General features: G+C 51.9%; 14 protein-coding genes and 1 pseudogene. 10 read left to right on the top strand and 5 right to left on the bottom strand.

The genetic code is table 11. The features are described 5' to 3' along the window. The first annotated feature begins 326 nt into the window (after window positions 1-326). The 4 genes from KP806_RS14040 to KP806_RS14025 all read left to right on the top strand — a co-directional run bounded on the left by KP806_RS14040 (window position 327) and on the right by KP806_RS14025 (window position 4,054). A complete protein-coding gene (locus KP806_RS14040) occupies window positions 327-713 on the top strand; it encodes a Fur family transcriptional regulator (protein ID WP_224724331.1) in 387 nt (128 codons plus the stop codon). Then, window positions 698-1,510 (top strand): winged helix-turn-helix transcriptional regulator, encoded by an 813-nt coding sequence (locus tag KP806_RS14035; RefSeq protein ID WP_224724330.1) that lies wholly within the window; start codon window positions 698-700, stop codon window positions 1,508-1,510. The genes KP806_RS14040 and KP806_RS14035 overlap by 16 nt, the downstream gene beginning before the upstream one ends. 446 nt (window positions 1,511-1,956) lie before the next feature. Next, window positions 1,957-2,112 carry a hypothetical protein gene (locus tag KP806_RS14030; RefSeq protein ID WP_224724329.1) on the top strand — a complete coding sequence of 52 codons (156 nt, stop codon included), beginning with the start codon at window positions 1,957-1,959 and terminating at the stop codon, window positions 2,110-2,112. A 487-nt stretch (window positions 2,113-2,599) separates the two neighbouring features. Then, complete coding sequence (locus KP806_RS14025) at window positions 2,600-4,054, top strand: catalase (protein WP_224724328.1); 1,455 nt, start codon at window positions 2,600-2,602, stop codon at window positions 4,052-4,054. Between the two features lie 438 nt (window positions 4,055-4,492). On the opposite strand, the pseudogene KP806_RS14020 reads toward KP806_RS14025, so the two are convergent. After that, window positions 4,493-5,214: pseudogene (locus KP806_RS14020) on the bottom strand (extracellular solute-binding protein); the annotation flags it as partial. Between the two features lie 9 nt (window positions 5,215-5,223). Between KP806_RS14020 and KP806_RS14015 the strand changes: the two are divergent. The 6 genes from KP806_RS14015 (at window position 5,224) to KP806_RS13990 (ending at window position 11,750) form a co-directional block, all read left to right on the top strand. Further along, window positions 5,224-5,409 carry a hypothetical protein gene (locus tag KP806_RS14015; RefSeq protein WP_224724327.1) on the top strand — a complete coding sequence of 62 codons (186 nt, stop codon included), beginning with the start codon at window positions 5,224-5,226 and terminating at the stop codon, window positions 5,407-5,409. After that, window positions 5,406-6,125, top strand: a complete 720-nt coding sequence (locus KP806_RS14010; protein WP_224724326.1) for a helix-turn-helix transcriptional regulator — start codon at window positions 5,406-5,408, stop codon at window positions 6,123-6,125. The genes KP806_RS14015 and KP806_RS14010 overlap by 4 nt, the downstream gene beginning before the upstream one ends. 137 nt (window positions 6,126-6,262) lie before the next feature. Continuing rightward, window positions 6,263-6,751, top strand: coding sequence for a CcdC family protein (locus KP806_RS14005; RefSeq protein ID WP_224724325.1), 489 nt, complete (start codon window positions 6,263-6,265; stop codon window positions 6,749-6,751). A 266-nt stretch (window positions 6,752-7,017) separates the two neighbouring features. Further along, a complete protein-coding gene (locus KP806_RS14000) occupies window positions 7,018-8,373 on the top strand; it encodes a DUF2252 domain-containing protein (RefSeq protein WP_224724324.1) in 1,356 nt (451 codons plus the stop codon). A gap of 274 nt (window positions 8,374-8,647) precedes the next feature. Continuing rightward, window positions 8,648-9,193: a glutathione peroxidase gene (locus tag KP806_RS13995; RefSeq protein ID WP_224724323.1), complete on the top strand. Its 546-nt coding sequence runs from the start codon at window positions 8,648-8,650 to the stop codon at window positions 9,191-9,193. A gap of 1,192 nt (window positions 9,194-10,385) precedes the next feature. Further along, window positions 10,386-11,750: a sodium-dependent transporter gene (locus KP806_RS13990; protein ID WP_224724322.1), complete on the top strand. Its 1,365-nt coding sequence runs from the start codon at window positions 10,386-10,388 to the stop codon at window positions 11,748-11,750. Between the two features lie 27 nt (window positions 11,751-11,777). Here KP806_RS13990 and KP806_RS13985 read toward each other — a convergent pair whose 3' ends face one another. The 4 genes from KP806_RS13985 to KP806_RS13970 all read right to left on the bottom strand — a co-directional run bounded on the left by KP806_RS13985 (window position 11,778) and on the right by KP806_RS13970 (window position 15,755). Next, on the bottom strand, window positions 11,778-12,440 hold the full coding sequence (locus KP806_RS13985; protein ID WP_224724321.1) for a response regulator: 663 nt from the start codon (window positions 12,438-12,440) through the stop codon (window positions 11,778-11,780). Then, window positions 12,437-14,578: a sensor histidine kinase gene (locus KP806_RS13980; RefSeq protein WP_224724320.1), complete on the bottom strand. Its 2,142-nt coding sequence runs from the start codon at window positions 14,576-14,578 to the stop codon at window positions 12,437-12,439. The genes KP806_RS13985 and KP806_RS13980 overlap by 4 nt, the downstream gene beginning before the upstream one ends. 68 nt (window positions 14,579-14,646) lie before the next feature. Further along, window positions 14,647-14,826, bottom strand: a complete 180-nt coding sequence (locus KP806_RS13975; RefSeq protein WP_224724319.1) for a hypothetical protein — start codon at window positions 14,824-14,826, stop codon at window positions 14,647-14,649. Between the two features lie 86 nt (window positions 14,827-14,912). Then, complete coding sequence (locus tag KP806_RS13970; protein ID WP_397376405.1) at window positions 14,913-15,755, bottom strand: polyprenyl synthetase family protein; 843 nt, start codon at window positions 15,753-15,755, stop codon at window positions 14,913-14,915. Window positions 15,756-15,780 lie beyond the last annotated feature (25 nt).

Genomic DNA, 15,780 nt, shown 5'->3' with positions numbered 1-15,780 from the left:
AATTTTGTAAATATTCTGAATATTAAAATAAATTAATAGTTTTAGCTTTTTTGCTGCCGATAAGGTCGAATGATTCGGGTTTATGATTCCTTTCATATGATAAGAATTTATATGTTGAGTTTCTGTAAAAATGACTTGAGCGTCCAAAGGAAGGCACAGAACCGAGCTGAGCAAAGCCGCTGCTGACGGTTCGTGGCAGCTTCAGCCGTTTACGCTTGTGCAACGTGATGGAAGACATTCCATTCCGCGGATAAAGCGGGAGTTGACCTATTTTCGGTATATATTTATACTTAGTCTAAAGTCATAAATTAAAGGATTGATGAGCCGTGAATAAAATCAATTTAACGATACAGCGTAAAGCGATTCTGGAGGTTGTGCAGCAATCGCATGACCACCCTACGGCGGCGGACGTCATTGAGCGGCTTCGCGGAAAAGGCTTCAATTTCGCTTACGGGACGGTCTATAACTCGCTTCGGTATTTAACGGACGCCGGCTTGATTCATGAGCTTAAGCTGGGAGAAGCGGTCAGCCGTTACGATGCGCGCACGGAGGAGCATCAGCATATCGTGTGCACGAAATGCGGACGGGTGGACGAGGTGCTGACCGAGCTTCCCGCAGAGTGGCTGCAAAGCGTCGCGTCCGAGACCAAATATAAGGTTGAGCATGTACAAGTAGTGCTGGAGGGGGTGTGCGAAGCATGCGCGACGAAATGACGGCAATGGAGAACGCGGGAGCGCCGGGCCATGGCGATTTGATGGCGGCAGAGAGCGTGAGCAAGGAAGGCATGCTGTGCTCGCTGACTCAGCGCGTTATGATTATCAGCCCGCTTCCCGAGCGGGTGAAGAGCTTGCTGGTCGCCTTATCGGCGGAATGCTTCGATGTGTTCTCGCTGCACGATTACAACGAGGGCATGCTGCAAAGTCTGCAGCCGGAGCTGCTGGTCTACGATGCGATACCGGTTGTCCATGCCCAGGCCGGCAATACGCTGCAGGCGGGTGCGGAGCTGCTGAAGTCGGCAGAGCGTCAGGGCGTTCCGGTGCTGATTTTGCTGGATTCGGACACCGGCGAAAGCCGGAATGCCGCCGAGCTCGGCGCGGCCGAGCTGCTCGTCTGGCCGGCGAAGCCCGAGGAGGCGCTGGAGCGCATTAACCGCATGCTGTCGAATCGTCCTGCTTCAGCCTCGGGCACAACCGGCGGCGATGTCCGGTCTTTCAAGGACATTCGGATCGACCTGAGGAAAATGACCGTTGACCGCGACGGAAAGCGAATCGACCTGACAAAAACCGAATACGATCTGCTGCTGCATTTCATCACGTCGGACGGCTCGGTGCTTACCCGTGAATCGCTGCTCGACACGGTATGGGGGCTGCAGTTCTATGGAGGCAGCAACCTGGTGGATGCCCATATCAAAAGTTTGCGCAAAAAGCTCAAGGACAGCGCCGTGGCGCCTAAATATATCGTTACCGTGCGCGGCGTCGGCTACCGGCTCGCGGATGACCGGGATGAGTAAGCGGCCGGCGCCGTAACTGCTCGCATTACCGGGGGCCTGTGTTTCTGCTGCATAAATGGCAGCAGAAACTTGGAGAGTGGGACGTTCTGCTGCAGAAACTGCAGTAGAAACTTGGAGAGTGGGACGTTCTGCTGCAGAAACTGCAGCAGAAACCTGCCATGAGAAGTGTGCTGAGGTGCCAGCCTGCACATTTGCAGCAGAATTGGCGACAAGTCGCCTAAAACCCCGAAATGAGCTCGATTCCGCTGTAGAAACTACAGTGGAGCGAAGGGTAACTTAGATAGCTGGCTGTTCTGCTGCATAAATTGCAGCAGAAGCCTAACATGAATAGTGTGTTGAGTGACCAGCCTGCACCTTTGCAGCAGAATCGGCGACAAGTAACCCCAAATCCCCAAAAGAGCTCGATTCCGCTGTAGAAACTGCAGTGGAGAAAAGGAGTAACTTAGATGCTGGCTGTTCTGCTGCCTAAATTGCAGCAGAAACCTGCCATGAGAAGTGTGTTGAATGCCCAGCCTGTACATTTGCAGCAGAATCGGCGACAAGCCGCCCAAAATCCCCAAATGAGCTCATTCCTGCTGCTGAAACTGCAGCGGAGCGAATGAGTAACTTGGATAGTTGGCCGTTCAGCTGCATTAATTCAGCAGAAGCCTAACATGAGAAGTGTGTTGAGTGACCAGCCAGCACCTTTGCAGAAGATCGGCGACAAGTAACCCCAAAACCCCCAAAGAGCTCGATTCCGCTGTAGAAACTGCAGTGGAGCGAAGGAGTAACTTAGATGCCGGCTGTTCTGCTGCAGAAAGTGCAGCAAGGCATAAACAACTCTGATAGTGTGTCGTTAGCTGCCAAACTTCATCCGAAAATGGAGTACAGACAAGCTACGATCATAAGCGTAGGAGTACATAGTCAGCTCAGGTTCGCTGCCGAACCATGCGCATGCCCCTCACATGCACTCCCCCTTCATGAAACATTCACGACCCGTTCACGATGCATTCATGACAAGCCTGCCGCATTCCGATAAGATTAACTAAGGATTTAGATCAAGTCTAAATATTTAATCTTAAATCACCTCTTAAAGGAGTGCATACGATCATGAATCCCTTTTTAACGACGAATCAAGGCGCGCCGGTTGGCCATAATCAAAGCTCGAGGACGGCGGGACAGCGGGGTCCCGTGCTGCTTGAGGATTACCACCTGCTGGAGAAGCTGGCTCATTTCGACCGGGAGCGTATTCCCGAGCGTGTCGTGCATGCGCGAGGGGCCGGAGCGCACGGCGTGTTCCGGACGGAGCGAGGCATGGCGGAGCATACGAAAGCTCATTTTTTGCAGAAGGCTGACACGGAAACTCCGGTGCTCGTCCGTTTCTCGACCGTCATCGGCGGCACAGGCTCGCCCGAGACAGCGCGCGACCCGCGCGGCTTCGCGGTCAAGTTCTATACGCAGGAGGGTAACTACGATATCGTCGGCAACCATCTGCCGGTCTTCTTCATCCGAGATGCGATGAAATTTCCGGATATGGTCCATTCCCTTAAGCCTGCTCCTCATACAAATATTCAGGACCCGGCACGGTACTGGGATTTCATGACGCTGTCGCCGGAATCGACGCATATGCTGACCTGGCTGTTCTCGGATGACGGCATTCCGGCGACATACCGCGAAATGGACGGCTTCGGCGTGCATGCGTTCAAATGGATCAATGCAGACGGTAAGCAAACCTACGTCAAATACCACTGGAAGTCGAAGCAGGGCGTCCGCAGCTTAACGGCAGCCGAAGCGCAGGAGCTGCAGGGACGCGATGCCAATCATGCGACACGCGATTTGTACGATTCGATAGAGCTTGGCCGCTTCCCGGAATGGGAGCTGTACGTTCAGCTCATGCCGGCCGGCCATGTCGACCGCTACTCGTTTGACCCGCTCGATCCGACCAAGGTATGGCCGGAGGATATGTATCCGCTCGAGAAGGTCGGCACGATGACGCTGAACCGCAATCCCGTCAACTATTTCGCGGAGGTCGAGCAGGCGGCATTTTCGCCAAGCGCTTTGGTGCCGGGCATCGAGCCATCGGAAGACAAGCTGCTGCAAGGGCGCCTCTTCTCCTATCCGGATACGCAGCGCTACCGGCTCGGGGCGAACTACCTGAGCATCCCGGTCAACTGCCCGTATGCGCCGGTTCGAAACCATCAGCGCGACGGAGCGATGACGATGCAGGCCGATCCGTCGCCGGTCAATTACGAGCCGAACAGCTCGTCCGAAAGCCCGAAGGAAGCGCCGAAATATGCGGATTCCTTCGTCCCTCTGCAGGGTTCTGCAGGCCGGCAGCTCATCGATAAAACCGACGATTTTACGCAGGCGGGCGAGCGCTACCGTTCGCTGCCGGAGCGGCAGCGCGACAACCTGGTGTCGAATATCGTAAGCGAGCTGAAACAAACGAATGACGGCATCAGACTGCGGGCGATCTGCAACTTCTTCCGTGCCGACCGGGAATTCGGAATGAAGCTGTCGGATGCGCTCGGTGTCGATATCCGGCAATATATGGCGCATGGGTAACGGAAGCGGTATGTCGTAAGCGGAGCAGGTCGGAGGCGCTATGGCACAGTAACTGCACACTGCCAACTGGCGGCCTCCTACAATGTCATATAAGTAGCTGGAGTTTATGTTGATATTTTTGTCGGATGGACTGTGGGGGACAAAATTAGCTGGATTGATCGTATATAAATTGGCATTTGTCTAAGAAATATTGAAGTTCTGGTGATTTTTAATGTAAGTTTTCCAGTTATACTGCCGTAACCTTCGAAAATGCCGGGATTAGATACACAAAATCCAGTTATGGAGCAGAGCGGCAGAGCTCAATTTCATCGCTGCTCGCTATGGCTATCGTAGCCCAACGCCTTCTTCGTGCCTGTCACGTTTCCAGCAGCACACAAACAAAAGAAGCGTCCGCCCTTCCTAAAGAGGAGGGGAGGACGCTTCTTCTTGTTGCAACACTTATTTTTTCAGCTTATCCCAAGCCGCCTGCATGCCTGTTTGCCAAGCGTCGGCGTCGGTTTTGCCCGCGATATATTGCTGGATGACGCTGGCGAATTCCTGCGTTACGCCGTCCGGATATTTCGACGATTGCAGGCCCAGCACTTTGCCTTCCTGCACGTAGTTGAAAATTTCCGTACCGATGTCGCCCATATCCTCCAGAGTCGCTTTGATGGTCGACAGGGCCGGGATGAATTTGAATTTTTTCACGATGTATTCTTTGCCGATATCGGATGTTACGAGCCAGTTCAGGAACGTTTTTGCTTCTTCCTTCACGTCGGATTCCTTGTTGATGACCAGGTTGGCAGGGATGCCTACGTTCAGCTTGTCATTGGCGGCAGCATCCTCGCCGAGCGGCATCGGCAGCACGCCAAGGTTCAGGTCCTGATTATTGCCGTCGATTTGCACCTGCGACCAGTTGCCTTCCTGCATCATCGCCGCTTCGCCGTTCGCGAACATCGCAACCTGCGTGTTGTAGTCGGTCGTCAGCGGATTTTTGTTGCCGTAGTCTACGGTCAGCTTCAAAAGCTTCGCCCACTCGGCGAACTTTTCGTTGCCGGTAATTTTGGCGGAGCCGTCGTTCAGGCCTGCGATAAACGCATTAACGTCAGGCTGCTGCGCGAAGCCGGGTTGATGCCTTGGTTGCCGAGCAGCCACCATTCCTGGTAGGCGTTTGCAGGAGGATCCGGTCGTTGCCGGAGAAACCGCGCAGAGCGGCGCGGGCGGCGACAGAAGCCGAAGCCGAAGCAGGCATGGCTGCCGGCGGGAACGAATTTATGAAGCAGGCGCAGTATGGAGCGGAAACCCGGATCGGCCTGCGCAATGTGCTGGCCAGAATGCGGATGGTATACGGCAGCCAGGCGCAGCTGACGGTATGACCCGCTGGATCCTTTCCTTGCAGGACACGAAGCAGGGGAAACGGGGTTCGTTCTCCGAATGGGAGGAGGAGTGCCGGGTAGCGGTGCTGAGCGGGGACGAGGAACGGCTTGAGGCGGCGTCGGGCCGCTGGCTGGAGGCTGCGCGGCAGTCGGGCTGCCTCACTCCGCAAATGCTGGAGGATTACCGTCATGCGGCTTTGCAGCTTGCGGAGAAGCTTCGAGACGAAGCGCCTACGCAGCCAGAAGAAGAGGTCGGCGGTCCGTCCGACGGCGACCTGATGGAGGAAGCGCCATATTCTCAAGCGGGAACACTGTCGCTGCAGAGCTGGAGGGAGTGGACGCACCGGCTTCTGCTCCGGCTATCCCGCGCCGTTCCGGCAAGGCAATCGCAGGAGAAGGCAAAGATGGGCGATATTGCCGGCTTTATCGAGCAAAATTACCAATCGGAGCTTTCGCTGCAGGACGTCGCCAAACGGTTTTTTGTCAGCCGCGAATATGTGTCCCGCAAATTCAAGCAGGAGCTCGGGGTCAATTTTTCCGACTATATTTCCTCCATTCGGATCGAGAAGGCGAAGCTGCTCATGGCGAACCCTCATCTGCGCATCGCCAAAATCGCGGAAATGGTCGGCTTTCACGATGAGAAATATTTCAGCAAGGTGTTCAAGAAGCAGGAGGGCGTTTCGCCGAAGGTTTACCGGACGCAGATGACGGAGTAAACCCCGGCAGCTTGCTGCCCGTCCGGCCGCAAGGCGATGCGGTGCACCTGCAATTTTCGATTTGCAGTAAGCGCTATTTTGCAGTACGATGATAACAATTATAGGCCTTAAGACCAGAGAAACGGAGGTAGGACGAGTTGCCGCTCTCTACGGAAACGATACAGGCAGGTTCGATTATCGTATCGCTGCTTGCCTTTACAGCGCTCATCATACTGCGCCTGAGGGCGGGCAAACAACCGACCAGCCTTCGCAAAATCATTATTCCCCCGCTCGGGATGGCAACGGGCTTCATTATGTTCGCGTTCCCGGCTGCGCATATTCCATGGGGATGGGGGTTCAGCGCCTTCGGGACGGGCCTGCTGCTCTTTGCTTTCCCGCTTGTGGTCACAACCCGGCTTGAGAGGGTAAAGTCGGACATTTACGTCAGGCGCTCGAAAGCGTTCATCCTGATTATGGTCGTTTTGTTCGCGATAAGGCTGTCGCTGCATGAAGTGGTCGAGCAGTATATGTCGATCCCTCAGACGGGCGCGGTGTTTTACCTGGTCGCCTTCGGCATGATTCTTCCCTGGAGGCTGGCGATGGTGAGCGATTTCGTTAGGCTGCGCAAGGCGGAAACGCAGCAATAGTGAGACGGGATGCGTTCGATTATGAGCTAAGATGGCGTTTAGATGGATTTCATACATTTATTTATTTGACTAGGCATCATTTTGTAGAAATAACTGGATTGGACCCATCTAAATCGGTTGTTTTTCCGGTAAGCATCCATTTTCGAGGATTTATATGCGGGATTTCCAGTTAATTTATGGATAAGCGATACCACGGCGGATTTATAGACATCAATTCCAGTTAATTGGAGCACGAGCGGCTATTTCTATGTACGAGGGGGACGTTTATGGAATCGAAGCTGACGGAGCGGGTGAAGCTGACCCGGAGCAAGCTTAGAAAGCGGACGCTGTCCGCGATTTTTCAAGAGTTCGATCAAAAAATGATGCAGCTGGAGCGCGGCAGGCGGGAAGAAAAGTATTTGAAAATGGCGGAGACGCCGTTTTCCTTTTTTCGCGGCAGCGCTTATTTGTTTTATTTCGACGTAACCCGCGAATGGTTCGCGTACCATACGCCTGCAGGCCGCCCGACCTGGATCCAGGGGGATTTGCACTTCGAAAATTTTGGGGCATTCCGCAATGAGCGGGGGACGCTCGTCTACGACGTCAACGATTTCGATGAGGGTTATCTCGGCTCGTACTTGTACGATTTGCTGCGGATGTCGGTCAGCATTGCGCTTGTAGGCCGCTTGAAGGAGCAGCCTTTGTACAAGCAGATGGAAGCGATCGAGTCCTTTTTGCGGGCTTATTCCAAGCAAATCCAGCGTTTCGCGAAGAGGAAGGACGATCCGGGCACTTATGTCATGGACGTTGAGCAGGCTGGCGGGCCCGTGAAAAAGCTGCTGAAAAAGCTGCATAAGCGGAAGGAGCAGCATTTTCTCGAGAAGGTGACCGCACTTGTGCAGGAGCACCGGACATTCGCGCATACGGACGAGATCGTGGAGCCGACGGAGGAGGAGCGGGCCGCGCTGCTGGCGGCTTGGCCGGAGTATTTGGCAAGTCTGCCGGAGGGGCATTCGTACGCGCTAAGCCATTTCGAGATTAAGGATGTGGCGGTGAAGCGCGGGTCGGGCACGGCTTCAATCGGTCTCGACCGCTACTATGTGCTGATTGAAGCGGGGGCGACCGGTGAAGAAGTGCAGAGCGAAGACGATATCGTGCTCGAGGTGAAGGAGGTTCGGGTGCCGGTTCCGGCTTATTTCATGCCTTACGACGAAACGTTCTGGGGGCAATTCGAGCATCAGGGCAAGCGAGTGACGATGACGCAGCGGGCGATGCACCACGAGGCAGACCCTTACCTCGGCTGGCTGTCAATCGGCGAGCGGCATTTTTATGTGCGGGAGCGTTCGCCGTACAAGAAGCGGCTGAAGCTCGAGCAGCTGGAGACGGCCGGCGATTTGCTGTCCGTTACCGAGAGCATGGGCCAACTGACGGCCAAAATGCACGCGCGGGCCGATGCCGACGTAGCGCAGGGCATTCTCGCTTACCACAGCGAGCAGGAAATTGTGAAGGCGATGGGCAGCAACGAGGAGGCGTTCTGTGCCTCGATTGCGGGGTGGGCCATTTCTTACGCAGACCAGGTGGAGAACGATTACGCGCTGTTCACGGATTGGCTGACCGGCAGGAAGAAGCATCAGGACTCTTAGCTTTTATATCTTTTATGGACGGTGGGCCAGCCTTTGTCATTGGAGATGATGCAGGGCCGGCTTTTTTTAGATACGAAAGTATAATTTTCACTCTACTGACGGCCTGTATTTCACCGCGAAACGTAAGCTATAGCCGCCAAAGGACGGCAATAGCCGTTTACGCTTGGTCCGGCGGCTCCTTTTGTTGACAAGCGGATGGGGGCATGTTACTTTATGTATAGATTTAAATTGTATACAATTTAATTTTGTGAACTTCTATAGGGAGGAAATCGGAATGAGCATTTATTCGTATGAGCTGGAAACCATCCGTGGGGAAGCCGCCGGGATGGAGCAATATAAGGGGAAGGTGCTTCTTGTGGTGAATACCGCGAGCAAATGCGGCTTCACGCCGCAGTACGCGGATTTGCAGAAGCTGTATGAGGAATATAAGGATCAAGGGTTCGAAATTCTCGGTTTCCCAAGCAACCAGTTCGGCGAGCAGGAGCCTGGCGCGAATTCGGATGTGCAAAGCTTCTGTCAATTGAATCACGGAGTCACGTTCCCGTTATTCGCCAAAACTGATGTGCGCGGGGAGACGGCCCATCCGCTGTTTCAATATTTGACGGAGGAAGCTCCGTTCGAGGGCTTCGACACGAGCGAGCCGAGCGGGAAAATGCTAAATGCTTTCCTTTCGGAAAAGCTGCCGCATTTCCTCGAAGGCAACTCAGTCAAATGGAATTTCACGAAGTTTCTGATTGACCGGGACGGAAGGGTCGTAAAACGTTATGAATCAACGGACGAGCCTATGTCGATCAAATCCGACCTCGAACGTTTGTTCTGATGGAGCATTAGAGCTCTGAAACGGTTGACGCGATGGGAACGCATGATCCCATACTCCCTCACCCAAAAATGAAATAGATGGGGCTTCGCGGCGAAAAACGGCCCATTTTATGGCTTTTCCCGTCAATTTGAGGGTGAAAATGGCGGCTGGTGGCGGGATGTCATGTCGTTGGCTGTAAAATTGCACCGGCGGGGGATCAAGGAGCCAATATAGGGGAGGGAGATCAGGCACAAGCCGAAGCAGGTTTAGGATGGGGGACTGAAAGTTAGACCGTAGAAGAAGGGGCGTAATGCTCTTTGCACCGCGGCTGAGCCCTCAATATTGATATGAGATCGCGAACGTTTGTTCCGGGGTAGCATTTGAACTCCGAAATGGATGACGGAATGGGAACGCATGATCCCATCCTCCCTCACCTAAAAATGAAATAGATGGGGCTTCGCGGCGAAAAACGGCCCATTTTATGGCTTTTTCCGTCAATTTGAGGAGAAGTCTGGCGTCTGATGGCGGAATTTCATGTCGCTAGCCGAAAAACCGCGCCGCTGGGGGAGGGATTTTGTGCTGCTCGGACAACTATGCAGTTGTAGAGTTGTATGAAGTCTGCTCAGTTATGGAGCTTCGAACAGGGGCGTTTGTTGCGTAAGCTCCATCCCATGCGGTTTGGTCTTCATCGATTTGCACTCAGCATTCACTGACTCTGGATAGTTAGGCGCCATACACAACTCTCCGCTCTTGTTTGTAAGCCGCCTCGGATCGGTTCCTGTCCCGCTCTCCCCCTTTTTCGCTGTAAGATAAAGCGATGTTCGAACAGATGTCATGGTTGAAAAAAGATAGAATCGCTAAGGCGGTTCTGTCTTTTTGTGTTTTCAGCTATAGTGTGAGATGTAAAGGGAGCGGATTTTGGTGGAGGTTTATATTGTGTGTAAATATGCATTTTTATATATAGATTTATTATATTAATCCATAGGACAAATAATAAAACTGGTTTGATATATGCAAAAACAATAAGATGCCGATTCCCGTCTGGAAGCTAATTGGAACTTCGTTTGATTCGGCTTCCGGTACGATGGGTATAGGTGAAATATGCAATAATCCGAAAAGAGCGGTATTGCGGATAGATGGAGAGTCGTCTGGAAATACTATCCGCCGATAAGTATATTTTACCGTTAACAGCACAGGGCAAAGGGTGACTTAGATGAAAGAACAACATCCTTCCGGTTTATCGGAGGGCGGAGGAGAGCAATCGAAGGAGCGGTTTTCATCATACGGCTTTATTTTGGCGGCGATCGGAAGTGCGGTCGGTCTCGGCAATATGTGGAAATTCCCTTACATTACCGGACTATATGGCGGTGCGGCTTTTTTTCTGCTGTTTACCATCTGCCTGCTGCTGGTCGGCCTTCCGGTGCTGCTGGCTGAGCTTGCGGTCGGCCGGGGCGGCCGGGGAAATCCGTCTACGTCGCTGATCAGGCTGAGCGGGAGCAAGCTGTGGGGAAGGCTTGGTTTCATCACGATCCTCGGGCCGTTTGTTATCCTGTCTTTCTATGCGGTGGTGGCCGGCTGGACGATGCATTATGCGGTGCTTTCCTTTACGGGGAAGCTGTTCGAGAGCGGGGATTATACGGGCCTCTTCACGAACTTTATCGGAAGCTGGCTGCCCGTCTTCTGGCAGTTTATCGTGATGCTCCTGACGGGCTTTATTATCATGCTTGGCGTATCTGCAGGTATCGAGCGGTTTAACAAAATTCTGATTCCGGGACTCGTCATTTTGCTGCTGGTGCTGGTTGTCCGCGCTTTGACGCTTGAAGGGGCCGGGGAGGGCGTCGCCTTTTTCCTAAGGCCCGACTTTTCCAAGCTGACGGCGGAGTCGGCTCTTGTTGCGCTTGGTCATGCCTTCTTCTCGTTATCGCTTGGGATGGGGGCGATGATTACCTACGGCGCTTACGTGGATAAACGGCAATCGCTCGGCGGCGCGACCTTGGCGATCGGGCTCGGGGATTTGCTCTACGCTTTTTTGGCGGGGCTTATTATTTTCCCTACGACATTTGTCTTTGATCTGGAGGCTTCGCAGGGACCGGGACTTGTCTTCGTTGCTCTGCCGGCCGCTTTCTCCGCGATGCCGCTAGGCGCCTTCTTCGGCGGCCTGTTCTTCGTCCTGCTCGCCTTTGCGGCGCTGACCTCGGCGGTGTCCCTGCTGGAGGTACCTGTCGCTTTCGTGAGGGAGGTGCTCGGCTGGAGCCGTCCGTTTGCGGTCGTGCTCGTCTCAGCGGCATGCTTCCTGATCGGCGTCCCTTCGGCGCTGTCGCTTGGCGGAGATGGATCAGGATTGAACTTCGGCGGCAAATCGCTGTTCGATTGGGTCGATTTCATCTGCTCGAACATCGTGCTGCCGCTGAGCGGCCTCATCATCACCCTGTTCGTCGGATATGCCTGGAAGGGAGCGGCGGAGGAGGCGGGCCTTACCGTCTGGTGGTTCCGCGTCTGGATGTTCATGATCCGGTTCGTTGCGCCGGTGCTGGTGCTGCTCGTTTTCCTGTATTCCGCGGGGCTGATCAGCTTTTAGCCAAAATCAAGCCTAGACTAATCCTCTTCACTCCGCATCCTCATCCACCTTCTGAAAGCGGTCGTCGTTCTCGATTTTGGCGATCGCTTCGGATTTGGAGCGTACCCCGAGCTTACTGTAAATCCTCTTTAAGTAGTTTTCAACCGAGCTCTCGCTCATGTGAATAACGCCGGCAATTCTGCTGTTCGTTTGTTTGTCGGCGACCATCGACAAAATTTTTTGCTCTGTCGGTGTAAGATCCGCTTCCCAATAATGCTTGGCATGCTCCGGTCGTTGAAGCTGAATTTGCCTGAATACAGGCAGGGGCAGGATCGTATAACCTCGTACCGCGGCACGGATCATTTCCAGAATGTCTTCCGGAGCCGCGCTTTTATTCAAAATGCCGCTGACGCCGCTTTCGACTAATTGATTGAAATAAGGAGTGTAATCGAAGCCGGTATGAATGATGACGTGAATGGCAGGGTGCTTTTCTTTGATAGCGGCGGCGATCCGAACGCCATTAAGATCCGGTAAGTTTAAATCCAGAATGACGACTGTCGGATGTGTGTTCTGAACCAGCTCAATTCCCTCAATGCCGGTGGATGCTATACCAAGCACGGAAATGCCGGCTTCGTTTCCCAGTATATGCGAGATGCCAAGCGCCATGGTAGGATGATCGTCGATAATCACCACTTTAATTTCTTTATTCAAGCAGATAACCTGCCTTTCCCGGGAAATAGAATGGTTACCGCGAGCCCTTTCAGGACAGCCGTATCAAGGAAAAGCGATCCTTCCAAGCAGGAAATGCGATGATGAATATTGCGCAAACCGGCTCCTTCATGCTCCATATGCATGTCGAAGCCTGCCCCATCGTCACGGTAAGCAATAACGAATTGCCGATCTTTCCGGTAAAAATGAAATTCCACTTGATTGGCGCCGGCATGTTTTCTGGCATTCGACAGCAGCTCTTGCAGGATACGGAACAGATGATGCTGAGTATCGGAATCGAGTTGATCCCAATCTGCTTTATGTTCGATTCGCAAAAATAAATGAAATTCGACATGGGCCCGCTCATCTTCGATCAAGCTGGAAATGGTGGCTGTAAATCCGACTTCCTTCAGCAAATGCGGATAGAGCTGGAAATTGGCGTCTCTAAGATTTGTATTGATGATTTCCATATAATCAGAGAGCTCCTCAAGCTTGTAATCAAGATTGGAAGGCGCAGGTGCGTCTTTGCGAATGGCGGAAATTCGCTGCTTGGCAAAATAAATGTCCTGCATAACCGTATCATGGAGCTCGGAGGCGATACGTCGGCGCTCCTTCTCCTGCATTTGGTAGAGCGTCTTCTTGAACCATAAAGCATGATCGCCTTTATGCTCGGAAGCGGCTGCGGTTTCTGATATGAGCCTTTCAACCCGCTGAGACAGCTTTTCCGATAAATAAATATTTTCCGAGGTAACGCCAAGCCATGCGAGCAGCACATCGATGCAAAGCTGGAGCTCCTTGGCGACAGGCTTTTGGGAAATGGACTTTTTGATCACCAAATGGCTTGTAAAATCAAGCTTTGACTGAATGACATACACATGAACAGGTGACTCTGCGCGCCGCCCATTCGCTAAGGCTTGTTCAACTTCTCCTTCTTCAAACGTACCGTAAGCGTTAAAATTAATTTTTCCGTGATCCGCTATGCGAATGGCGATAGCATCCCAATTGAATAAGGTACAGAACCGGGGAAATAAATGCTTTTCCCACTCGCTGATGGTGCTCGTCTGGCCGTGTTCCGCCAAAAGCCGATTAAAGGATACGACTTGTCTGTGGTTTCGGTTGAAAAAGGATAGAGAAAAGGAATGGTGCTTCATCAGCTTATATTTTACAGAAAAATAAATGCAACAGATTGGAAATAACAGAATAAACCAATCCGCTTCCGAATAATGAACGATCGAATCACCTAGCAGATCAGGAATGACGGTTAACAGCAAATATGGAATAAAAGATACGGCAAACGACTGAAAGACGATTTTTACGACTAAGGCCGAGAAAGAGTACTCCAGGCGGTTCTTTCTGTAAACGGCAAATAATAAAACAAATACGATGCAGCTGCCCGCGGCAAAACAAAGCAAAGCGATCGTTCGGTCAATAACGCCGTACGTATATAATGGGAAGTTCGTATAATAAACAAGCCTTGTCAAAGCTAATCCGGCCAGAATCATCATACCGCTCCGCAGCTTGCGATAAGCGAAAAGCTTATAGCCTTTTTGCGTGAGAAAATGATAGAGAAACTGGGCGAATAAATAAGGAACGAACGACATAGCCGCGTGAATAATAATCATAGAAAGAATGTCGCTGCGCGCGGAAGCTTCCGCACACATAAAAGCAACTCCCATCGTTGTAAAGGCAGCTGTTAAATAACGGCCGGCCGGCGTTTGCGTTGTTTTCACCGCGAGAACAGCGGCTATTCCAAAAAACAAAAGTTCAGCAATCAGACCCGTTACATACCGAGAGGAGGACCCGCTTGTCGGATTTTGAAACTCAACCCAGTGCAAGATGCCTTCGCGCATAATTTCTACGTTTCGCGCTTGCTCAAGCTCATGGAATTTGTAGACGGTCGGATGGTTATGAGCCGGTTCCCCATTAACTTGAATCAATATATCATTTAAAGCTAACCCTGCGGATCGGGCCAGACCGTCGTTATAAAACTCGGATATGTACCATGTGTCGGGTTTGCTTTGCGACAGTCCGACGCCTATGTATGGGTTGTTAAACGTGATATAGCTGACCCAAGAGTGGAGGAGCAGAAGGATTAAACAGACAGTGAAGGGTATGACCTTTCTAAATGTTGACTTCTTCATGGGATAATTGTCCTTTCGAAGCAGGAATAAAAAGAACCTGACCGTGAAGTCAGGCTCTTTGTGTTGTGCTAACTCCAGTATTCATGCGGCGCATTGGTGATACGATTGGCTGCAGCAGGAGCTGCGTAAGCAACCTGAAAAGCAGCGCGTTGGTCTGGTAAGAGCTGCTGTAGAATGGAAGTTTTTTTCTCTGCTTCCTTACAGTTCGCCAATTGAATAGCTGCTTCCTTCAACTGTTTACTCCACATTTCCTGTTCCCCCTATATGTAAAAGACAATATTTCCATTATATCAAACTACAGTTTTAGTACGCCCTAATATTTAATGGGGAATCCCTAAATTTTGTTAAGGTAAGGATGGATGATGAAGTCAAGGAAGCGGTCCGACCAAGGCTGAACAGCCGGTAGTGACTCAAAGATTTGCTTGGCCCGAACCATGTAAAGCCGTTGAAGCGCGTATGTATATTCGAAAACGCCTGATTGACTAATAAAGTCGGCGAGCTGCGATTCTTGTCCGGCAAGCTCATCCAGACTGCATAGTCCTTCATAATAGCTCTTAAGAATGGGAAATTTGCTTTCGCATAAGTCCAGCAAATACAAGGTGGTGAGCGTTTTCTTCCGATTGACCAGATCATTTCGGCTGTGCAGCGTAGCGATCTCTTTTAAGTCGTTTTGAAGCTGCGCCGCTATCCCGATGCAGTCGGCAAGCTTATCGAGCTTTTCTTCCGTAACAGGATCTTTATGATCGAGCAGCTGATATCCCATCTGCATTGCGAGATTGATGAGCGATGACGATTTCCTTGAGACCATGGAGAGATATTGTTCTTCGTTCGTGACCTGATTCGACAAGTCTTGATGCTGGCCATTATGAGCGGAGGACAGCAATTTTAATATTTTTGGGTGAATAGCCATTTCTCCGATGCCTGACAGTCCTGCTACCAACAGATTGGACGCACAATTCATGGCGACGGCTGTGTCGCATTGCATCCATGGAGGCTCGAGGTTGTCCTGGTCCTGCAGGTCGTCCATAATGTCCAGACTTAATATGATCAACTCGGTCTGGGCGGCTGCGTAAGCAATGTTCGGCGATTTCCCTCCCAGCATGTGGTGGGTAAGCTGGCTGAGCTGAGACCATATATTAGAAAAGTCATTTTTGTATCTCAAAAAATCTCGAATCATTACGTTATATGAACAATTACCGAAA

Source organism: Paenibacillus vietnamensis, assembly GCF_020169515.1.
Lineage (GTDB): Bacteria > Bacillota > Bacilli > Paenibacillales > Paenibacillaceae > Pristimantibacillus > Pristimantibacillus vietnamensis.
Note: the sequence above shows the minus strand (reverse complement) of the source record. Positions and strands in the feature narration are given on the sequence as shown.

Excerpts from the sequence above, each read along its gene's own strand:
- KP806_RS13975 (WP_224724319.1), bottom strand. The coding sequence starts at position 14,826 with ATGTGGAGTAAACAGTTGAAGGAAGCAGCTATTCAATTGGCGAACTGT.
- KP806_RS13970 (WP_397376405.1), bottom strand. The coding sequence starts at position 15,755 with ATGATTCGAGATTTTTTGAGATACAAAAATGACTTTTCTAATATATGG.
- KP806_RS14035 (WP_224724330.1), top strand. The coding sequence starts at position 698 with ATGCGCGACGAAATGACGGCAATGGAGAACGCGGGAGCGCCGGGCCAT.
- KP806_RS14010 (WP_224724326.1), top strand. The coding sequence starts at position 5,406 with ATGACCCGCTGGATCCTTTCCTTGCAGGACACGAAGCAGGGGAAACGG.
- KP806_RS13980 (WP_224724320.1), bottom strand. The coding sequence starts at position 14,578 with ATGAAGAAGTCAACATTTAGAAAGGTCATACCCTTCACTGTCTGTTTA.
- KP806_RS14025 (WP_224724328.1), top strand. The coding sequence starts at position 2,600 with ATGAATCCCTTTTTAACGACGAATCAAGGCGCGCCGGTTGGCCATAAT.
- KP806_RS13995 (WP_224724323.1), top strand. The coding sequence starts at position 8,648 with ATGAGCATTTATTCGTATGAGCTGGAAACCATCCGTGGGGAAGCCGCC.
- KP806_RS13990 (WP_224724322.1), top strand. The coding sequence starts at position 10,386 with ATGAAAGAACAACATCCTTCCGGTTTATCGGAGGGCGGAGGAGAGCAA.
- KP806_RS14000 (WP_224724324.1), top strand. The coding sequence starts at position 7,018 with ATGGAATCGAAGCTGACGGAGCGGGTGAAGCTGACCCGGAGCAAGCTT.
- KP806_RS14030 (WP_224724329.1), top strand. The coding sequence starts at position 1,957 with ATGCTGGCTGTTCTGCTGCCTAAATTGCAGCAGAAACCTGCCATGAGA.